The organism is Clostridioides sp. ZZV15-6388 (assembly GCF_020657755.1).
GTDB lineage: Bacteria > Bacillota > Clostridia > Peptostreptococcales > Peptostreptococcaceae > Clostridioides.
The window spans coordinates 70,740-90,883 of the sequence record NZ_JAGWCU010000010.1 but is presented as its reverse complement, the minus strand read 5'-3'; the positions used below and the strand labels follow the sequence as shown (position 1 = coordinate 90,883).

Annotated in this window: 17 protein-coding genes; 10 read left to right on the top strand and 7 right to left on the bottom strand. The window is 28.0% G+C overall.

Annotated elements, in window-relative coordinates:
- Window positions 1-11: 11 nt before the first annotated feature.
- From KGF48_RS08765 to KGF48_RS08745, 5 genes are all read right to left on the bottom strand, one after another.
- Window positions 12-2,513, bottom strand: coding sequence for an ATP-binding protein (locus KGF48_RS08765; RefSeq protein WP_227867935.1), 2,502 nt, complete (start codon window positions 2,511-2,513; stop codon window positions 12-14).
- Between the two features lie 430 nt (window positions 2,514-2,943).
- Window positions 2,944-4,179, bottom strand: a complete 1,236-nt coding sequence (locus KGF48_RS08760; protein ID WP_227840409.1) for an MFS transporter — start codon at window positions 4,177-4,179, stop codon at window positions 2,944-2,946.
- A gap of 280 nt (window positions 4,180-4,459) precedes the next feature.
- The gene (locus KGF48_RS08755) at window positions 4,460-4,942 is read right to left on the bottom strand and encodes a MarR family transcriptional regulator (RefSeq protein ID WP_227840410.1); all 483 of its coding nucleotides are present in this window, start codon (window positions 4,940-4,942) and stop codon (window positions 4,460-4,462) included.
- Between the two features lie 392 nt (window positions 4,943-5,334).
- Window positions 5,335-5,979, bottom strand: coding sequence for a hypothetical protein (locus KGF48_RS08750; RefSeq protein WP_227867934.1), 645 nt, complete (start codon window positions 5,977-5,979; stop codon window positions 5,335-5,337).
- A 30-nt stretch (window positions 5,980-6,009) separates the two neighbouring features.
- Window positions 6,010-6,801, bottom strand: coding sequence for a tetratricopeptide repeat protein (locus KGF48_RS08745; protein ID WP_227867933.1), 792 nt, complete (start codon window positions 6,799-6,801; stop codon window positions 6,010-6,012).
- A gap of 162 nt (window positions 6,802-6,963) precedes the next feature.
- On the opposite strand from KGF48_RS08745, the gene KGF48_RS08740 reads away from it, so the two are divergent.
- The 5 genes from KGF48_RS08740 (at window position 6,964) to KGF48_RS08720 (ending at window position 9,909) form a co-directional block, all read left to right on the top strand.
- A complete protein-coding gene (locus KGF48_RS08740; RefSeq protein WP_227867932.1) occupies window positions 6,964-7,698 on the top strand; it encodes a response regulator transcription factor in 735 nt (244 codons plus the stop codon).
- Window positions 7,699-7,702: 4 nt separating this feature from the next.
- Window positions 7,703-8,800, top strand: a complete 1,098-nt coding sequence (locus tag KGF48_RS08735) for a sensor histidine kinase (protein ID WP_227840413.1) — start codon at window positions 7,703-7,705, stop codon at window positions 8,798-8,800.
- Between the two features lie 300 nt (window positions 8,801-9,100).
- Entirely contained in the window at window positions 9,101-9,571 is a 471-nt protein-coding gene (locus tag KGF48_RS08730; RefSeq protein WP_227828802.1) for a helix-turn-helix domain-containing protein, read from the top strand.
- A gap of 39 nt (window positions 9,572-9,610) precedes the next feature.
- A complete protein-coding gene (locus tag KGF48_RS08725; RefSeq protein ID WP_227840414.1) occupies window positions 9,611-9,748 on the top strand; it encodes a hypothetical protein in 138 nt (45 codons plus the stop codon).
- Window positions 9,749-9,753: 5 nt separating this feature from the next.
- Window positions 9,754-9,909, top strand: coding sequence for a hypothetical protein (locus tag KGF48_RS08720; RefSeq protein ID WP_227840415.1), 156 nt, complete (start codon window positions 9,754-9,756; stop codon window positions 9,907-9,909).
- 350 nt (window positions 9,910-10,259) lie between these two features.
- On the opposite strand, the gene KGF48_RS08715 is transcribed toward KGF48_RS08720, so the two are convergent.
- Window positions 10,260-11,711, bottom strand: a complete 1,452-nt coding sequence (locus tag KGF48_RS08715) for a GntR family transcriptional regulator (protein WP_227840416.1) — start codon at window positions 11,709-11,711, stop codon at window positions 10,260-10,262.
- A gap of 419 nt (window positions 11,712-12,130) precedes the next feature.
- Between KGF48_RS08715 and KGF48_RS08710 the strand changes: the two genes are divergently transcribed.
- The 3 genes from KGF48_RS08710 (at window position 12,131) to KGF48_RS08700 (ending at window position 16,741) form a co-directional block, all read left to right on the top strand.
- Window positions 12,131-13,309, top strand: a complete 1,179-nt coding sequence (locus KGF48_RS08710) for a GGDEF domain-containing protein (RefSeq protein WP_227840417.1) — start codon at window positions 12,131-12,133, stop codon at window positions 13,307-13,309.
- Window positions 13,310-13,874: 565 nt separating this feature from the next.
- Window positions 13,875-14,531 carry a GGDEF domain-containing protein gene (locus KGF48_RS08705; RefSeq protein ID WP_227840418.1) on the top strand — a complete coding sequence of 219 codons (657 nt, stop codon included), beginning with the start codon at window positions 13,875-13,877 and terminating at the stop codon, window positions 14,529-14,531.
- 125 nt (window positions 14,532-14,656) lie between these two features.
- Complete coding sequence (locus tag KGF48_RS08700) at window positions 14,657-16,741, top strand: EAL domain-containing protein (RefSeq protein ID WP_227840419.1); 2,085 nt, start codon at window positions 14,657-14,659, stop codon at window positions 16,739-16,741.
- Window positions 16,742-17,243: 502 nt separating this feature from the next.
- Here the strand turns inward: KGF48_RS08700 and KGF48_RS08695 are convergent.
- Complete coding sequence (locus KGF48_RS08695; protein WP_227841174.1) at window positions 17,244-18,704, bottom strand: NADP-dependent glyceraldehyde-3-phosphate dehydrogenase; 1,461 nt, start codon at window positions 18,702-18,704, stop codon at window positions 17,244-17,246.
- 453 nt (window positions 18,705-19,157) lie between these two features.
- Between KGF48_RS08695 and KGF48_RS08690 the strand changes: the two genes are divergently transcribed.
- Complete coding sequence (locus KGF48_RS08690; RefSeq protein ID WP_227828809.1) at window positions 19,158-19,736, top strand: TetR/AcrR family transcriptional regulator; 579 nt, start codon at window positions 19,158-19,160, stop codon at window positions 19,734-19,736.
- A gap of 172 nt (window positions 19,737-19,908) precedes the next feature.
- Entirely contained in the window at window positions 19,909-20,142 is a 234-nt protein-coding gene (locus KGF48_RS08685; protein ID WP_227828810.1) for a hypothetical protein, read from the top strand.
- Window positions 20,143-20,144 lie beyond the last annotated feature (2 nt).

Here is a 20,144-nt window from a genome sequence, read left to right as displayed (position 1 = left end):
TTCATCCCTTTCTATACTTCAGCACAATAGTTTTGATATTTCTCTTTAACAAAACTTTCTTCTACTTTTAAAACTGCTGTTGATACTTTAGAATTTGGATTATTATATCCTCCAGATTCTCCTCTATCTCCATAATCAGCATACTCTCTTGATGGACCTTCTTTTCCTTCTTTCCAACTTCCACCTTCAAAAGTTATACGATAACTAGCAATACCAGTTAGCTTATAATCCCAACTTGTAAAATATCCTGTATAGTATACAGTGGAATCTATAGCACTTGGAGAAAATGAAAGTGTATTATAACCATGATAACCACCTTTTCCTCCATTTCCACCAAATCCTGGTCTTCCATCTGGACCTCTTTCTCCATCTCTTACTGTTATATCACAACAGCTGATTAACTTATCTCTCTTTTCATCTGAATCTGCCAAGAAGTAGATATTTCCTTTACTTCCTCCATTTCCACCTCTTCCAGCATTTCCTCCTTTTTCTCCATTTCCTCCTTTTGCACCACTTGTTCCTGATGCAAAATAACCTTTAAACATTTGTCCATGGAAACTACTTGTATATCCTGCATCACTTCCATTTCTACCTGTGCTTCCAGTCTCACCATCTTTACCATCTGTTCCTCTTGAACCATTTCCTCCATTTGCTATTAGTGTAAGGCGATAGTTTTTAATTTCTTCCTTAATATATAAATAAATATTTCCTGCATCTCTACCATCTTCACCATTTCTTCCATATATAGAATTATCTATAATATTTCCACTCTTTCCACTTACATTAATCTTAGCATTACTACTTACATCAAGATTCTTACAAGAAATAATGCTATTTTTTTCTGATGCAAAATCCATTCCAAGATTATCATCCATATAGATAGTATCTTTAGCTGAAAACATAATTGTAGAGACATCCTCTCCCACTTTTCTATTTCTAAAAGCCTCTAGAACACTACTTATTACTAAGTTTGGAATTAGTGCCTTCACTTCTATGACTGTCTTGTTTTTAAGTTCAAATGTTTTTATTATAAATGGAGTTAAAATATATTTACTTACAAGATTTCTAATTATTTCATTACCTTTTTCTCCATAGGTATTTAATCTTGTTATATTTTCTCCTAATTCTTCACTATTTCTATCTGTAAGATTCTTTAAAATAGGCTCAAAATCACGTTTACTATATATGTAATCTGTTTTATTTGCAACTTCCATCAATTTATCTCTATTTGATAATGTCCATACCTGTTTTTGTACCTCATAAGAAACTAAAATCTCTTCTACTTTCTTTCTTATAATAATAAATTTTTGTTCCATTATACTTTTACTTGTTTTTTCTATAATAGATTCCATATATACAGAAGATAGTGAAATTTCAGCATCTCCATGGTCTGTATATTTATTTAAGTCTTTAATTATACCCAAGTTTCTCTTTATCTCATTTTGTAACTTTATACATGTGTCTTCCAAGAATAATCCACTTTCTCCTGACAATAAATTGATAAATTTATCTAAAGTAATACTAGCTGTATTAACTGAACTTTCTAACCAGTCTTTAAATATGTCTACTACTCTATCATATTTTGACATTTCTTGAATCATTGTTACTCTTTCAACCTTTTCAATAAAGTCTTCTGTATATTCCTTAACATAAACTTCTAGTCTAGATACTATACCACCTTGAATATCTTTTATTAATGTATCTAAAACTAATCTTGCATCTGCACTGATTGGATATTGGAATGCTGATGTTTTATCTTTTACTTCTTCTAAATTTATTACTTCTTTTAATAATCCTTCTCTTTGCTCTGCTTCAAGTGGTTTACAAAGATGAATATTTTTTCCTTCTCCTTTTAGCAATTCTTCAAATAACCAAGCTTTATCTTGTATATTATTTTCTGGACTTTCACACAATTGTTCGTATTTTTTTCTAATCACATTATATATTTGTTTTTCTGTTCTTCCTAAAAAGCTTTTAGAAACAAAGAAAGTAATACTTCCTCTAAAATTCTCTTTATGAAGACACATATTTAATTGTTGAAATAAATCAAGTACTTTTGTAAGTCTAGCCTCTAATATATCTGCTTCTGGTATTAGTACAACTACGCCACATATAGATGCAGAATTTCTAAACACCTCTCCCAACGAAACTGCTGCACTAATGTCATGTGCTACACCTCTGTTATCACTGAATCCTGCAGTATCACATAATTTTGCATCCATTCCTTCTACTTCTCTTCTCATATCTACAATATTGGGATACAAAGTTTGTGAAACAGCTCCTGAACCAATTTCTGCAACAGGGTCTACACATTCAATATATGAGATACCAGTATCTTCATCTTCTACTTCCTTCATTTCACATCCTGCAAGATAATTAATTGCTGTACTTTTCCCACAACCTGTGCCTCCAAGAATCAAAATTAGATTCTTATTTATAGCCTTATCTATTGCTACTTTCCCTTCATCTAATAGGATTTTGATTTCTTCTAAAAGCTGATTTTTTTCTTCCATGTATCTTCCCCCTTGTTTATAAAATTTTTTAATGTTAAAATAACTGTGCTTGTAAAATATAGCCTTTACTAACACAGTAATTTTATTTTATATATCTAATTATACTTTTTATTTTATATCTAATTACATTTTCTACTTTATATTATTTTTTCTACTGCTCTAAACTTTGACCATCCTCCACAATGAATATTCATATAAAAAACCTCCTTATATGTTTAAATTTATTTATATAATAGTACCAATTTTCTAAATATTCAATACAATTCGTGTAACTAGTCGATAAAAGTGCATAACTGGACAAATAGTTTGTATAAAAAACTTTGAAAGTCAAATTTATTTAATTAAAAATAATATAATACAAAAAAACAGTCAATCTATTAAAATCAACTGCTCCATAAATTGAATTTTTACTTATTAGATTTTACAAAGTTTATACATTTGCATGTGTTCCCCTATACAAAACTGATATTGCCACTGCTATAAGTATCATGCCCATAAAAGCAGGTGCCGCATGACCAAGAGACACATAGATTTGACCTCCAATGATAGGTCCAATTATTCTCGCTAAAGATTGAATAGATTGACTACCCCCTTGAATCCTTCCCTGTTCACTAGAATCGACAGACTTGGATATCATCCCATTGAATGAAGGTCCAAAGATAGAATCGCCAAAACCAAATATAAACATTCCAACAATAAAAATAGGATAGAATGAAAACAGTGCCGATGCTGCAATAAAACTGTAACCTATAATCTCCGAAATCATTCCAAGAATGGCTATCTGTGCATCACTGAGTTTTCTCAAAAGCTTTGGCATTATAAAACCTTGTGAAATGATGTCTTGGATACCCATAATTGAAAATACAAGTCCAATTAGTGCGGGTTTCCAATTGAAAGTATCTATTGTAAATTGTGAAAAGACAGACTGTAAAGACCCATTTGGTATCCAAAGTAAGAATGCTGATACAAGTAGCCTTTTTAAGTTTTTTACAGAAAGTACATTTGCAAGCTGTATAAATGGATTTAGCCTTGCAAGTGTAATCTCCTTTAATCTATTCTTCTTATCAAGGCTCTCAGGCATATATAAGAATCCATAAATAACATTCAATAAAGTTATTATTGCCCCAAAGTACATTGGTACAGAATAACCAAACTTAGCAAGTAATCCACCTACAGTTGGACCAATAACACAGCCTACACCTGAAAAAGCACTCACCCATCCAAAGTATTTGCTTCGATATTCTCTAGGAGTGATGTCTGCAAAATATGCGAAGATAGTGCTTATGCTACCACCTGTTATACCTTCTATTATACGTCCAACAAATAGTACCCATAGAGCTCCTCCTATTCCAAAAACTAAGTACCCTATTGCAGAACCCAAAAGGCATGATAAGAGTAATAGACGACGTCCATATCGGTCGCTCAAAGCTCCAAGCCCAGGAGCTGCAAAAAACACGCAGATTGCATAAACAGAAGTTAGCATTGTAACAACTATAGTTTGTTCTGATGGACTATTTGTATAAGGTTGCACTAAGAATGGAACAACAGGTGCTATGATAGTGAACCCGATTCCGCAAAGAAACGCAGATATAAGACCAAATATCAAAGCCTTTTTATTTACAATTTGTTCTGTATTCTGTTCATTATTTGATTTAAATATAAACACTTAAATCCTCCTCTCAAAAAGTATAATTTGGTTTCCTTCAGAAACACATTCCTTCTATTTCTTTTTTACTTTTTTACTTTTTTCATTATTATAATTCCTTGAAGACATATTCTTTTTTTTATTACTTCAACTCCTAGGGAATATATTTATCTCTTTATTATTTTGATTCCTTGGAAACATATTTATCGTACCACCATTTTGTTTCCTTGTCAACAAAATAATAGCAATAAAAATACAGCCCGTTCTCAATAGAGTTGGGCTGTCTATAGTTTCAATTTCTTTATTCTAATTTATTTTGACTTAATATTATACCTTGTTTCTTTATTTCTGCATCCAGATGCCTATTGTAATTTTCCGCAAAGCCAATCATAATATCAAATTGTTCGTCAGTTACCTGCTCAAATACAGCTTTATCACGTTCTTGAAACTCATTGTGCAGTCCCTCATGAATTTTATAAACTGCTTTCCCCTGTTCAGTAAGTCTAAAATAAATTTCTTTCTTGTTATCAGACTTCTGGTAGCTTTCGATAATTCCTTTTTTTATGAGTTTCTTAGTTAGCTTACTTATTGCACCTCTAGTCATATAAAAGTGCTCTGCAAGCTTTGTCACGTTGCAATCTACATTTCTTTCAATGTATTCGATACAATGTACTTCAGAAGATTTATAACCTTTAAGACTTTCTTCCATCTTAAATTTATTAAGCCAAACCATCTTGTTTAATAAGTCCCTGAAACCCATTATGACCTGTTCTTCTTTATTCATAGCCTATCCTCCCACCTGTTAGTGCATTAACAATATTATATTAAACTTTTGTTTCTATTTCAACAATGTTAAAATAATTATTTTAGAAATCGAACTATATATAAACATAAAAAAAGGAAAACAGAATCATCTAATTTAAACCTACATTCTTTTAGATTTAATCAATATCATATAAGTGTTGGCAACTATACAAGTAAACATAAATTTGAATGATGATTAAGATAATTAAATGGTTTACAAATAATTTATATTATAAATAAAACAACACGACAATACATCTCTTGTACTGTCGTGTTGTTAAAATACATGTAATGTTTTAATAATAGTTTTTATAATAAAAGGCAGTGTTAACTAAGTTTTATTTATATACTGTTTAGTCTTTAGTCTATGTACTATTTCAAATTACTGAATGTCATCTTCATAGAATCAAAATCCATTGTCCATTTGTAATTCTTAAAATAATTATGACCTATCAAACCATCTTCAAAGAATCCAACCTCCTCATAATATCTAGATTCCTCACCTGTTGTATAGTTCCCAAATCCATTTTCCAGTTGCAAGCTACCTAGACTATATGATGAGATTTCAAAAGTACCGTCTTTATAATCACTTCCTCCCATTCCACTACTTTGTCCTTCAGAAGCTGACTTTAACTCAGGCATTGGAATCCCAGCTAAGTCCATTGTTTCTTTAGGTAGTTGCATTCCAGCACCTTCTCCATTAGCAAACCCTGAATCCATAAAGAAGTTCATTCCACTTTTCTGATTTATTGAACCTTTAGCATACATGTAATGAGTAGAAGCAAGCGTGAATGAAATCTCTTCTAATACTTTATCGTTGGCAAGCATTTTATTGGCATTGGCCATACCTACTTCATTTCTAGGTCTTAATACCAACTGGCCACTAGAATAATCAATTGTAGGTATAAATTCCTTCAATACACTTATACCAATAACGCCATGAACATTTGACGCATTACCTTTAAATGCTTCTTCAAATCCCTCAAATGAACCCATCATTACAGGGACATTCTTCATGTTTACATCTCCTATAGTAAGTGAGTCAACTTAACCAAAACCAACTTCGGTGGTATTACCTCCTTGGAATGTACCTTCTTTCTTTGAAGCTGTTTTAATACCAAGCTCTTTTGCAAGTTTACTATCCGCAACAAACATTGCACCACCAGTATCAATAAAAGCATTTATTCTTTTTCCATTTATCTCAACTGGAACAACAGGTAGGGGTTCACTTGTTACAAATGGAATAGCACTTTCTTCTTTTCCATTCCAGTTAATTTGGTTTGCTTGTTTATCTTCAAAAGATTGCATCATTTCTAGTATGGCATTATTCTGTTTTTCTTTTTCTAAAGATAACTTGCTAGCTTTTTCATATTGATTTGTTTGGTAATATGTCAATACTAATCCATCTTCAGCTTTTGTTTTAAATTTATCAGGATACTCTTCTATTAGAGTCTTGTATAATTTTTCAGCTTGTGTATAATTTCCATTCAGATGTTCTATTTGCGCTGAAAGATAAATAACCTCTGGTGAGACCTTTTTTAAACTTGCTAATGGCTTTAATATCTCTTGTGCTTCTGCAAAATCGCCTAATGTAAATAGTATTTGAGCATACTCTAATCCTATAACCTCATCATTTGGTTTCTTGGCATATTTTTCCTTAAATTCTTTCACCTGTTTTTCATAATTTACACGGGTAACTTCTTGTGTTTTTTTAGGTGTTGATTTAACTTTTGAACTTTTTGATGATGTATTTTGAGATGCACATCCTGTAGCTACACCAACAATCAAGACCCCACATAATAGAACACATAATCCTCTTAATTTCAGTGATTTTATCATCTTTTACCTCCTATGTTTATCTTTATCCTTACTAAATAAGATACAATATGAAAGTAAAATAAAAGTAAAGTGAGGGTAAAAATAAAAGAATATTTGTTGATTACATTTTGTATGTATGATATTATGATGATACTATTTTTGTATACTGGGAGATGAAATATTATGAATGACAGATTGGAAAACCCCGAAAGGATACTTATTGTTGATGATGAAGAAGGGCTTTTAACACTAGTGAAAATTACCTTAAATAAAGAGCAATATCATAATATTACTTGTGTATCAACAGGCAACGAAGCTCTTGAGTGCATAAAAAACAATCAATATGACCTTATCATTCTTGATGTAATGCTGCCAGATTATTGTGGATTTGACTTATGTACAAAAATCCGCAGACAAACCATAGCACCTATCATATTTCTAACTGCCAGAACTGGTGATTACGATAAGTTATCAGGACTTGCCATTGGTGGTGATGACTACATAACAAAGCCATTTAATACAATGGAACTTGTAGCAAGAATCAAGGCTATTTTTAGACGTCAACAACTCGAACGTTCAGCATTAAATACTCATTCAGAAAGTATTATGATTTATCGTTATGGCTATATAGTCCTTGATATGACACGTGGTATACTTACTGTAAATAATCAGGATGTCGAATGTACAGCCAAAGAACTTGAACTGATGGAATTCTTTTGCCAAAATCCTAATAAAGTCTTCACCACATCACATTTGTATGATACAATTTGGGGACTACAAGGATATGGAGATGAAAAGACTGTTACAATACATATATCCAAGCTTAGAAAAAAGATACTAGATGATAATAAACCATACAAGGTTATTACAAACCTTCGTGGAATTGGCTATAAGTTCATACCACCAGATGGGAGTTGATATATTGAAAAAACTATATTTTCGTTTCATTGCCTACTTTACAGTAGGTCTCTTTATATTCCTAGTGTACTTCGTAACATTATTTATGTTACTTACTCAGTTGATATATTCTGAAAGCGCATCTAAACCTTTATATGTAATTAATTCGTCCATTGACTATTTTCCAAGCATACTTATAATTGCTTTTTGCTTTATTACAGGAGGAATACTTTTTTGTTTATTTCTTGTTAGACCACTTTACTTGATAATTGGTTCAATAAGCAAGTTATCAAAAGGAGATTATATAATAGCTGAAAAAGCTTTTACCAAAAATGGAAAGTTAAAATGGTACCACTTTATGTATAAGGAAGTTATTGTAAATATAAAAGCTTTAGGCAATAAGCTTCAAGAAACTGAGATTGAACGAGAAAAGCTGGAAATGGCAAAAACTGATTGGCTTGCTGGTGTATCACATGATTTGAAAACGCCACTGTCATATATCAATGGGTACTCTTCTCTACTGCTTAATAAAAACCACAATTTTAGTGAAGAAGAAAGAATGACATTTCTGAATAATATATATAAAAAGGGAGTATATATCGAAAAGTTAATAGATGATTTAAGCCTGACTTTTTTTATAGATTCCTCTGGGAAGATACAGCTTAAGCACACACAAGTTGAAATGGTTGCCTTTCTTCAAAAACTCATTGCTGATGTAGCAAACAATCCAAAATCAGAAAATCAGATATTTGAATTTCATACAGACTTGAGAAGGTTGCATTTAGTTATTGATGAGATGCTAATGTACAGAGCCATTTATAACCTTTTAATAAATTGTGTTGAACACAATCCTGATGGAACAGAAATAAATGTTGTTTTAAAACAAACATCTAAAGGAACTTGTATTGATATTACTGATAATGGTATTGGTATGGATGTAGAGATGACAAGTGACATCTTTGATAAATACTATAGTAGCAAAAACCATCATATACAAGGTAAAGGATTAGGTTTATTTATCTCTATGCAGATTATTGATGCACATGAAGGTAGTATTTCAGTTTCTAGCACTATTGGAAAAGGTACATCATTTCAAATCACATTGGGACAACATAAAGTCTAGTTTTGCAATAAATAACTCTCAAATTCAAATGAACTTGGGAGTTTTATTTAGTAATTAGTAATATTTTAAGCTTATACCAAAATATTCTTTCCTCTAATTTTATCCCCTGTACTATACTTAGATATTAAAATTTTCTTGAATTCATAACTTTAAGCTACTTTATCAAATAATAAAATTTATATAAAATGCCTATTATTACAAAGATGCAACTCAAAGTTGACAAAAAACATAGTAGGATTGATAGTGTGCAACTTGTATATTTGTTAATATTTTAGAATAAAGATTGAGGAGGAAAATAAAATGGATATATCTGAAAAAATTTTAAAACTAAGAAAAGCAAATAATCTATCTCAGGAGAATTTAGCAGAACAACTTAATGTATCAAGACAAAGTATATCAAAATGGGAAACAGGTCAATCTGTTCCAGAAACAGAAAAGTTAATTGCTTTAAGCGAAATATTTAATGTTACAATAGATTATCTTTTGAAGCCATCTGAAATAGATGAGATATCAATTAGAACAGAAATTCTAGAAAAACAGCAACAGCAGTTAGTTGAAAAGGAAATAAAAAAGGATAAAATCTTATTTATTGTATTAAGCTGTCTAGCCACATACTTAATTGCATTCGCTATATATATTATTGGGCACTTCTATTTTGAAATTTGGAATCCAGGTGTAATATTAAGCGAGTTTATAATAGCAACAGCAATTGCTATTACTATTAATTTAAAGCATAAGTATAAAGTTGATAAAAATTCTATAAATAATTAAATCGTAGGATAATGTAAAGTTATTTGAGATGGAAAACAAATGAAAAAAACTAAATCAAAGGTATTAAGTTTAACACTAGCAACTACTTTTTTCGTAGCAACAACAGCAAATTCATATGCTATGTCAGCAGCTAGAAAAAATCAAGAGGAGGAGCTCCAAAATACAATGATGAGGTAGTATATATGTATTTATCTCATTTTGTAGATTTTGAAGGAGATAATTATGAAGAAGGTTTATGTACATATATAACTAAATACGATAGAGAGGCTTATGATAGATATTTAAATAGAGGTTGTGCTTTTAGAAGTGCTAATTCTATGCGTTTATTACAAATCTAATAGCATTGAAGGGAGATTTACCTTCATTTTAAAGAATATTGGACTGTATATGGAGTTGGAAATTTTATAATAATTTTAGAGTGTATGTTAATTATTTTTGATGACAGTTACTATTTATCCCATATAAATAAAAAATCTAATTCTGATAAATAATAAAAAAGGTTCACCATAATTATAGTGAACCTTTTTTTATAGTAAAATATGTATTGTTGTTAAATAAACATTTAAAAATTAATAATGGATGCTTTCAACTACTCCACCCATAAAAAATCCACTATCTAGCCTATTATACGTACAAGATAAATAAAATTTATACTATCTCTATATTGTCTTTAATGATACTTTTAACTTTACTCTTCTATTATACTTTCTATATAGACATAACATTTTTTCAATTGTTGAAAAGACTTCTTAAAAAGATTTGAAAATGCTACTGAAAATCCTTTAACATCACCTTTTTTTAAGTACATCAATATTTCAAAACATATCCCGAAACGTGTTTTTAAAATTTCGGGGTATTTTTCAGGAAAAAATCGCTCTATATAAATCCCAAATACAATATATTGCTTTAAATGCATAAATATTTCTTGCATTATATAAATTTCTGAACAGTCCACTATTTTACATAGCAAAACGAAATCTGGATAGATATTACATTCTTCAGAATTCTTTTGTAGATGTCTTAAATGAGCTTCTATATTTTCTATCATCACAGAATCTATATTCTCACCCACTAAAAGCACCACATCTTCTAATGTAATCGTAACAAACTCCATAGCATCTAAAAGCAATTTTAATCTTTTAGCTCCTTCTTTTGTTTTAATATAATCATCAGTATACTCAGAAAAAAGAGTTATATATGTTCCCTTTCCATTAATTGTTTTAGCAATTCCACATTCATTTAATTCATTATATGCACTTCTAACTGTTGGAAGAGATATATTATACTTACTAATTACAGAATTAATAGATGGTAGACAATCCCCTGTTTTAAGATTTCCTTCAAAAATTTGAGATATGATATCAGAAACAATTAAATCATATAGATAACAATTTTTTAATGCCATAGAACTAAAATCATCTCTAGCTTTCTCCTGTGAAATATGTTTTTTTACAATTTCTAAAGTAAATTCCCTATTTTTTTCATACATATAAATTAATAATTGTTTAAATTCAGTAAAATTTCTATTTAATGCGTATAAATAAACCTGCTTTATTTGTTCAATATACTTATCTCGAAAAAAATCTACAGAACTATCATCTAATTTATCAATACTATAGGTTATTTGTGAAACCATTATATTACTCTGAATAATATCACAAAAAGAATGAATAAGTAAATTATTTGACTTGCTGATTAGTTTATTTATATATTTTAGTTTTTGCTCTCTAAATATAAAATGGTTTGAATTATTTTTTTCCATATAGCTGATAATATCATATAATTCTTGCAAGTCTTTTGATGTAAATCGCTCTATATTATAAACAGCAAGCGCAGGAAATATTAAGCTAAAAACTTGATACATATCTGCTATTTGCAAAATTTTCTCATACACCAATTCAGATTCCACTAATTTTTCACTTACATTATGAATCAATACTGGTCTAGCACCAGCTTTTGTTTCTATAAAACCTTCTTCTGATAACATTTTAATTACTGTTTTTATGGTATTTTTTGATACCATATATTCTTTAGACATTTTTTGAATGGAGCCGAGTTTATCTCCAACTACAATTTTGCCTGTATAAATTTGCTGAATTAAGCATTGAAAAATAATTAAATACTGTGGTTTTTTTTTCATATTTTTTCCTCTTTAATAATTTAAAATAGTTGCTTATTTTTATGCCATAAACTATAATTATTATAAACCATTTATATATATGGTCTAAGTTTTATAATCTTATAATACTTTAAAATATCCTACCATTATTTATAAATGAGTTAGAAAATTGTCAATAATGCAAATTTCTAATGAATATATACATATATTTAACAATGAAATGGTTTAACTTATTTTACAGAATAAACAGATAGAATTATGGTAGTAATATAAAATGGGTGAACAAGATTGAAATACTCTATAACATAAACACATATGATAAAAAAATATAATCATATTAAAGCAATTTGTAGATATACAACTAAAATTCGCAAAATTTGAATACATTAGACTTATTCTATTTTAATTAAACACAACTTCACTTTAAAAGAGGATTTACTATGAAATACTATATTTTTTTAGCTATAGCTATTATATCAATAATTGAATTCTGTAATATTTATATATGCAGAATATTATCTGCCCAAAACAAAACTATATCACCATATAAAAATTATAAATCAATATTTTTAATAAAACCATTAATTTTTTTGATAATGATGTTTACAAAATTACCATTACCACTATTTTATATATTATTTCATCTAATGAATCATAAGGTATTTTTAATAAATAATAAAAATGCTAATAAATACTTTATATCTAATATGTCAGTAATAAGTTTTTGTATTTTTCACCTTATTACTTTAAGTGTAATGTCACTATTGGAAAATACAAGCTTATATACCCTATATATGGATACATACTATAGGTTAATTAGTATTTTAATAGCTTATACTTTAAATTTTATCTTGTTGTATTGTATAGATAAAATAAAAGAACATGTTTTTATATTGGTTCAAAATAATATAGAACTTAATTTGTTTTCAAAGTTTATTTGGTTTGCTATAGGATATATCTTGTTTGACAGCATACAGGTTATACTTTCACCTCCAAAGGCTTTAACTTCCTACTTTATAATTGGAAGTAATATATTATTAGCTTTACAAATAATTATATTTATTAATCATATATATTCTATTGAAAAAAATATTTATTTAGAAAAAGAACACCATAAATTAGAAATAACAAAATATGAACAATTATTAAGAGTTGACTTATTAAATAAAAAGGCTAATATTGATGATTTAACATCAGCATATACTCGAAAATTTGCTTTTGAAAAAATGCAATCTTATATTGATAATAAGTTATTATTTTCATTAGTATATATTGATTTGGATAAGTTAAAAACAATAAATGATACATATGGACACTTGGCTGGAGATAGCTACATTATTAGCTTCTCAAATATAGTTATTGACAATTTAAGAACAGAAGATATATTTGCTAGAATAGGAGGAGATGAATTTATAGTGATTATGCCTCAATATAGTGAAAATATTACAAAAGAAGTCATGGATAAAATACGTAATACCATGAAAAATCAGATATCTTTTAGTTATGGTATTGTAGAGGTATCTAGTAAAAATAAAATGACTCTAGAAGAAATTATTAATACTGCAGATATTAGAATGTATACTGATAAACAAAATAATCATAGAAAGAACAAAAACTAAAATGAAAATGTATATGATAATTATCCTAACAACGTTGCCATGTTATTTATCTTATTATCTTTATCACTATAATTTTTTTAAATATCTTGATACTATAACTGATAACTCTAAAAACAAATATAAAATATATATTATATATTCTTTATTTAATTATTCAATTTTTTTAATCTGTACCTATCTAAGGTTAAATTTAATTATAAACTGGACAATTTTTATGTTAGTTTTATTTACACAGATTAAAGTAACTTACTCCATGTCTAACATAAAAGCCTTTTTTTATTCATTAAACTGTACTATTATTGGTCTGTCAATAAATATATTTTTCAGGTCATTAATTTCGATAGTCTTAGATATGCCATCATATTTATTTGATAGTAACTCTATTACAAATATTTACAGAGTATTTCCTATAGCATTTAGTTTTATTGTTACAGGATTATATTTTTATTATAAAATTTATAAAAATACTCAGATTAGCTTTGAAAATATCTTAGAAGATAAAAAAAATTTAATTTTTTTACTGAGTCTTATGTTTGTAATGTATCTATATTTGTGCCTGAGTCTAATGGTATACTATACTGTTGAAAACACATTAATTTTAAAGTTATATGGAATTAAATCATCCATAATGGTTTTAATAGGTAACTATATTGCAGAAAAATATAGCTTTAGAATCACTCAAATTAAGGGCTATGATATTAAAAACCAACTAGATTATTTGGAAAGTCTAAAAATAGAAGATGAAATTAAAAGATTGAGTGATACTGTATATACAGACTTATTGACTGGTTTTTATAATAGGCCTTTTGCAAATAAAAAGCTATCAGAATGGAGATTTAATAACTATGAATTTACTTTATGTTTTGCAGATTTAAATAATTTAAAAATTGTAAATGATAAATTTGGACACCAGTTTGGAGATAAATACATATCCACTACTGCTCAAATAATAAAAAAATGTATAAATATAGAACAATCTTTATTGTTTAGGTATGGTGGAGATGAATTCTTATTTCTTTTATACAAGATAACTACTTCCCAAGCAGAGCAAATAATGATTGATATTAACCATGAACTATCAAAATTAAGTAACACTGAAGATTACCCTTATACACTTTCTATTAGTTATGGACTAGTTGAATGGGACGGAATATCTGATACTGAAACTTTAATAGCAAAAGCAGACTCCTTGATGTATGAAAATAAGCTTAAAAATAAGTAACAGTCAAATAAAACTATTATTATATCTCTAGTTATAATATATAAATTATTAATAATTTATATATTATGTTTTTGCTTAATTGAAATTAATCTATAAAAAATGTATATTGTGGAGGAGGCCCGATAATGTCAAAAGACACAGACTTTACAAATATTGAATACGACTTCTTAATGAACGCATTAGATGTAAGCGTAAGTAAACATCTAATTGATGAACACTACACTGTGGTTTGGGCTAATAATCGTTATTATGAAATGTTTGGTTATACAAAAGAGGAATATGAATCTCTTTTTCATAACCAGTGTGACCTTTTCTACAAAGAAAATCCAGATGATTGGAATGAACTTGTGAATAATGTCGCAAAAGCTTTCTCTAAGGGAGAGAGAAAATACGAACACCTTGGTCGTATGAGACATCGTAATGGGAAAAAACTTTGGATAAAATTAATGGGGTTTTTAACTGGAGAAGTTGTTGATGGATTCCCTGTTTCCTACTCTGTTATGGTTGATATTACAAGACAAATGCTGGCTCAAATAGAACAAACTGTAACTTACAATAATTTTCCAGGTCTTATTGCTAAATTTAAAGTTACTGATTTTGGTTTCCAACTATTAGATGCAAATAAAAAGTATTTTGATATGTTTAAAAACAAAGTAAATTTTTTAATAGAAGATATAAATTCAGAAATTTACCTCGACTCTATTTATAAATATTATGATGATTTTAGAAATGGAAAATATATTTGCTTTCCAATTTCTCCACAGAATCTTAAAGGTGAAATTGTCCATATGCAAGTCATAGCTGAATGTATAGATTGGGAAGATGATAAACCTATCTATCTTTTGATATACTCAGATGTTACAAAATTAGTTGAGCAAAACAAAATTATTGAAGAAAATAATAAGGAACTAGAAAAACTAGCATTTACTGACCAGACTACAGGTGGAATGAATCGCACACAGTTTAATATAATAGCAAATGAAATCATAAGTTTGTCACCAGCTGGCACATACACTCTTGTTTGGCTAAATATGCAAAAGTTTAAATTAATAAACGATTTAGCAGGAAATATTGCTGGAGATAAGCTTTTAAAATATATCTACAACTGTATAAAATTACATTTAAATGAAGGTGAATTTGTTACTAGAATTTTTGCTGACAACTTTACTCTTCTTCTAAAAGAAGATAAAAAAAATATCAACTCCAGATTAAACGCAATAGTTACACATATTAATAGATTCAATGATAACAAAGATTATAAATATATGCTCTATTTTACTGCTGGTGCCTATATAATTAATGACACTTCTTTGGAAATAACAAAGATTCAAGACAGAGCAAATGTAGCTTCTAAATCTATTAAGAATATTGAAAATCATGAGCTATGTATTTTTAATTTCTATAGTAAATCAGATAAAGAAAAACTTATACTTGAGAAGAATATAGAAAACAGAATGTATGAGGCACTTGAGAAAAAAGAATTTCAGGTTTATCTACAACCAAAACTAGAATTATCCACCCAAGTTATATGTGGTGCAGAAGCTTTAGTAAGATGGGTTCACCCTGTTGAAGGAATAATGCCTCCTAATGAATTTATTCCCTTATTTGAAAAAAATGGATTCATTGTACAATTGGATTTATATGTGTTTGAAGAAGTTTGTAGTACTTTAAGAAAATGGATTGATAGTGGATTAAATGCGCTAAAAATCTCTGTGAATATGTCTCGCTATCATTTTTCATTCAAAAATTTTATTAACGCATATAAAGAAATAGCTGAAAAGTATTCTATCCCTCCACATCTTATAGAAATTGAAATTACAGAAACGATTGTATTTAAAGATGTTAAAGTGTTTAGTGAAATAATAAATGAGATTCATAAAAATGGATTTAAATGTTCTATTGATGATTTTGGAAGTGGTTATTCTTCAATTAATATGCTTAAAGATATCTATGTTGATACTATAAAATTAGATAGAGCATTTTTTAAATCAGAACGATTAGATTCTCAACGGGAAAGAGATATAATTGTTTCTATAATTGATTTATCAAAAAAGTTAAATATGACCACTGTAGCTGAAGGAATAGAAACTAATTTTCAAAAAAACTTTTTAAGAGAAATAAACTGTGATATGTTACAAGGTTATGTATTTTCTAAACCATTACCAATAAAGGATTTTGAAAAACTTATGTTTCAGAAATATACTAATTAGTGGTGTAAAATGATTCATTCTAAAAGATATTTATTTTAAATATACTAATTAGCGATATGACATGATTCATTCTAAAATAAAGAATAAATAATAGAAATTATTTTATATAGCTTTGTACTTTTAAATGCACATTTAACTATAAAATTCTTATATTAATATTCTTAATGATATGAATATCTATACTTTGTAAAAATAACAGATAAATTTAATACTTTATAAATTAAATTTTAAATTTAATTTTTTGCTAATATAAAAATGTATCGATTTATCTTAAAAAACAAAATATAAAGTGGAGAAAATTAGTACCTCCACTTTATCCTGCCTTTATATTAATTTTTATATATTTATACTTTTATCTTTATATTTCTAGTTATTTATCCATATCTCTAGTTATTTTTTTACATTTCTAGTTACTTATTTTATTTCCTTTATTTGTTCTATTTATTCTATTTCCTTTACTTCTTTTACTTCTTTTACTTCTTTTACTTCTTTTATAAGCAGTCTACAGCCCCTTAACATTTACTACTACTGCCTTAGGTCTAGTCATAGCCTCAATTGAATACTTAACGCCCTGAGTTCCCATCCCAGATGCCTTCACACCTAAAAATGGGAAGTGGTCTGGTCCTCTCTCAGTCTTATTATTTATTTGAACAGTACCAACCTCAAGCTTATCAGCTATATAAAAAGCCTTATCAATATCACTTGTAAATACTGATGATTGAAGTCCATACTCTGATTGATTGGCAATTTCAATTGCTTCATTTATATCTTTAACTCTTATAATCGGAAGTACTGGTCCAAAAGGTTCCTCCCAAGCAATTTTCATATCAACACTTACATTATCTAACAATGTTGGATAGAATAAATTATTTTTTCTAACATTACCTGTTATTAATTTTGCACCTTTATGCAATGCATCATCAACTAATCCTTGAACAAAATCAGTTGATTTGTTATCTATAAGAGGCGTAATAACTACTTCATCCATTGGATTTCCAACTGTTAACTTCTCTACTAATGGTTTTATTTTTTCAACTAGTTTATCTGCCACACTCTCTTGAACCAAAATTCTCTTTACTGCTGTACATCTTTGACCTGAATATGAGTAAGCTCCAGCCACTATATTTTTGGCTGCAAAATCCAGGTCTGCATCTTCTAATACAATAGCGGCATCTTTTCCACCAAGTTCCAATAATAATGGTACCATTTTAGATATTTTGGATATATGTTGACCAACTTCAGTACTACCAGTGAAATTTATAAAGTTGATTCCCTTATGAGTTACAACATAATCTCCTATTTCGCTACCTCTACCTGTAATTGTGTTAAGTACACCATCTGGTATACCAGCCTTTCTCATAATTTCTACTAAATGAAGTGCACTAATAGCTCCTTGTGTAGCAGGCTTTAGGACAACTGCATTTCCACCAATAAGTGCTGGTGCAATCTTTGACATGGATAAATTTACAGGATAATTAAATGGAGATATAGCTAAGACAGTACCTAATGGAACTCTTGAAACATAAGACATCTTATTGCGTGTTCCTCCAGGGAAATTATCACCACTAATAGCTTCACCTTCCATATTCTTTCCTACATCTGCTGTGTATCTTAAAAAATCTGCTGTTCTTTCAACTTCTGCTCTTGCAGATTTTATATCTTTAGCTATTTCAAGTACCAATATTTTAGCTATTTCATCCATATTCTCTATCAATAAGTCAGCTGCTTTATGAAATATATTAGCTCTCTTATATACAGGCATATCAGACCATACCTTCATACTTTCTTTTGTATTTTTAATAGCTTCATCTACTTCATGCTTTGTCATAGATTGTACTTTTCCAACAAGTGAATTATCTATTGGCGAGTAAATTTCTATTGGTTTTTTTGAATTGGATTCTACCCATTTTCCATTTATTAAATTTTTATATACATTTTCTTCTGTTCTAAGTTCATTAAACATATTTTTATTCCTCTCTGTGATATAACATTATGTATTTAAATTATAGCCATTTATTTGTTATGTAAACATTTCTTTTTTTCATAAACGTTTACCTCAAAAAAAAATTTATAATCAGTATTTTTTGTAATTTAAGTATCTTTGTAATTCATGTGATTTTATCTTAATATATCCCTGCAATTTAAATACTTCTCTCTTAAGGTATCCTAACTACTTTTGTTTACTACTTCTCTTTTTATCTATTCATTAAATTAGTTATCTTTATCAATTTATATATGATTTATTAACCTATTTAACTGAAAAACAATCTATAGTTTAATTTGTTAAATTAAAAATAACATAAATATAAATAGCTTTATACTTGACAAATTTATAAATGGACAATATCATATATATATGACTAAAAAAACTTTTTAAGTCATACATAATACATGCTTATGGAAAGGATTGATAAATATGGCTAAAAGCTTTACAGAAGTTGAAAAAAACAATATAAGAGAAAGATTAATTTTAGAATGTGAAAACCACTGGTCTAGATATGGATATAAAAAAACTAATATTGACGAACTTTGTTCAAAAGCAGGAATTGCAAAAGGTTCTTTTTACACATTTTTTGACTCAAAAGAAAAGTTATTTTTTGAAGTATTAAATGGAATTCAAAATAGACTTATATCATCAATATACGAAATATTGAATAATATGCCTGCAAAAGAAGGATTTGTAGCATCTTTAAAGATGTTATATCGCTTATATGACAAAAACCCATTCTTATATTGTCCTAGAGATTCTGATTCTATTGCTTTTTTAAATAAATTACCTAAAGATATGGTTTCAACGCTTGAACATAACAATATACAAAGCTTCTACGATTTAATTGAAAAATATGATTTTAAACTAAAAATAGAGAAAGAAAAAGCCTTTGGTGTTTGTAATGCTCTATTATCAAGTCTACTGTTAAAAGAAGATATTGGATATAACTATTTTGAAGTATTTGATTTCATGATAGATAGTCTTGTAGATGACATGTTTGAATAATATGATGTGCTAATTTTGCTAGATTATATAAGTAAAATAAATGATTATGTAGAATAAGTAACTATAAAATTAAATAAACAAATTAAATAAACAAATAAATTGAATTACACAGCAAAATAGCAAATTTTGTTTTTCTGTTAAAATTGCTTTAAAATTCTTTTAGGAGGTCTCTATGATTGAACTAATACAAAAACTAAACGATGCTATATATAAAGTAAATGAAAAATTAAACATACATACAAAACTTGTAGACCCTGGTAGTGAACTTATGCCTTTTTACTCTATTCTATCTATAATATTTTCTATATTTTTGATAGTGTTAGGAATTAAGATAAAAAGAACATTTCCAATAGTAATTGGTGTTATAACAATTATTATAAATATTTTAATAATTTTAGATAGGTAGGT

Bases quoted from the DNA above. Each gene is read 5' to 3' on its own strand.
- KGF48_RS08710 (WP_227840417.1), top strand. From the start codon at position 12,131: ATGAAATACTATATTTTTTTAGCTATAGCTATTATATCAATAATTGAA.
- KGF48_RS08720 (WP_227840415.1), top strand. From the start codon at position 9,754: ATGTATTTATCTCATTTTGTAGATTTTGAAGGAGATAATTATGAAGAA.
- KGF48_RS08695 (WP_227841174.1), bottom strand. From the start codon at position 18,704: ATGTTTAATGAACTTAGAACAGAAGAAAATGTATATAAAAATTTAATA.
- KGF48_RS08755 (WP_227840410.1), bottom strand. From the start codon at position 4,942: ATGAATAAAGAAGAACAGGTCATAATGGGTTTCAGGGACTTATTAAAC.
- KGF48_RS08685 (WP_227828810.1), top strand. From the start codon at position 19,909: ATGATTGAACTAATACAAAAACTAAACGATGCTATATATAAAGTAAAT.
- KGF48_RS08725 (WP_227840414.1), top strand. From the start codon at position 9,611: ATGAAAAAAACTAAATCAAAGGTATTAAGTTTAACACTAGCAACTACT.
- KGF48_RS08750 (WP_227867934.1), bottom strand. From the start codon at position 5,979: ATGAAGAATGTCCCTGTAATGATGGGTTCATTTGAGGGATTTGAAGAA.
- KGF48_RS08715 (WP_227840416.1), bottom strand. From the start codon at position 11,711: ATGAAAAAAAAACCACAGTATTTAATTATTTTTCAATGCTTAATTCAG.
- KGF48_RS08740 (WP_227867932.1), top strand. From the start codon at position 6,964: ATGAATGACAGATTGGAAAACCCCGAAAGGATACTTATTGTTGATGAT.
- KGF48_RS08745 (WP_227867933.1), bottom strand. From the start codon at position 6,801: ATGATAAAATCACTGAAATTAAGAGGATTATGTGTTCTATTATGTGGG.
- KGF48_RS08700 (WP_227840419.1), top strand. From the start codon at position 14,657: ATGTCAAAAGACACAGACTTTACAAATATTGAATACGACTTCTTAATG.
- KGF48_RS08730 (WP_227828802.1), top strand. From the start codon at position 9,101: ATGGATATATCTGAAAAAATTTTAAAACTAAGAAAAGCAAATAATCTA.
- KGF48_RS08705 (WP_227840418.1), top strand. From the start codon at position 13,875: ATGGTATACTATACTGTTGAAAACACATTAATTTTAAAGTTATATGGA.
- KGF48_RS08690 (WP_227828809.1), top strand. From the start codon at position 19,158: ATGGCTAAAAGCTTTACAGAAGTTGAAAAAAACAATATAAGAGAAAGA.
- KGF48_RS08765 (WP_227867935.1), bottom strand. From the start codon at position 2,513: ATGGAAGAAAAAAATCAGCTTTTAGAAGAAATCAAAATCCTATTAGAT.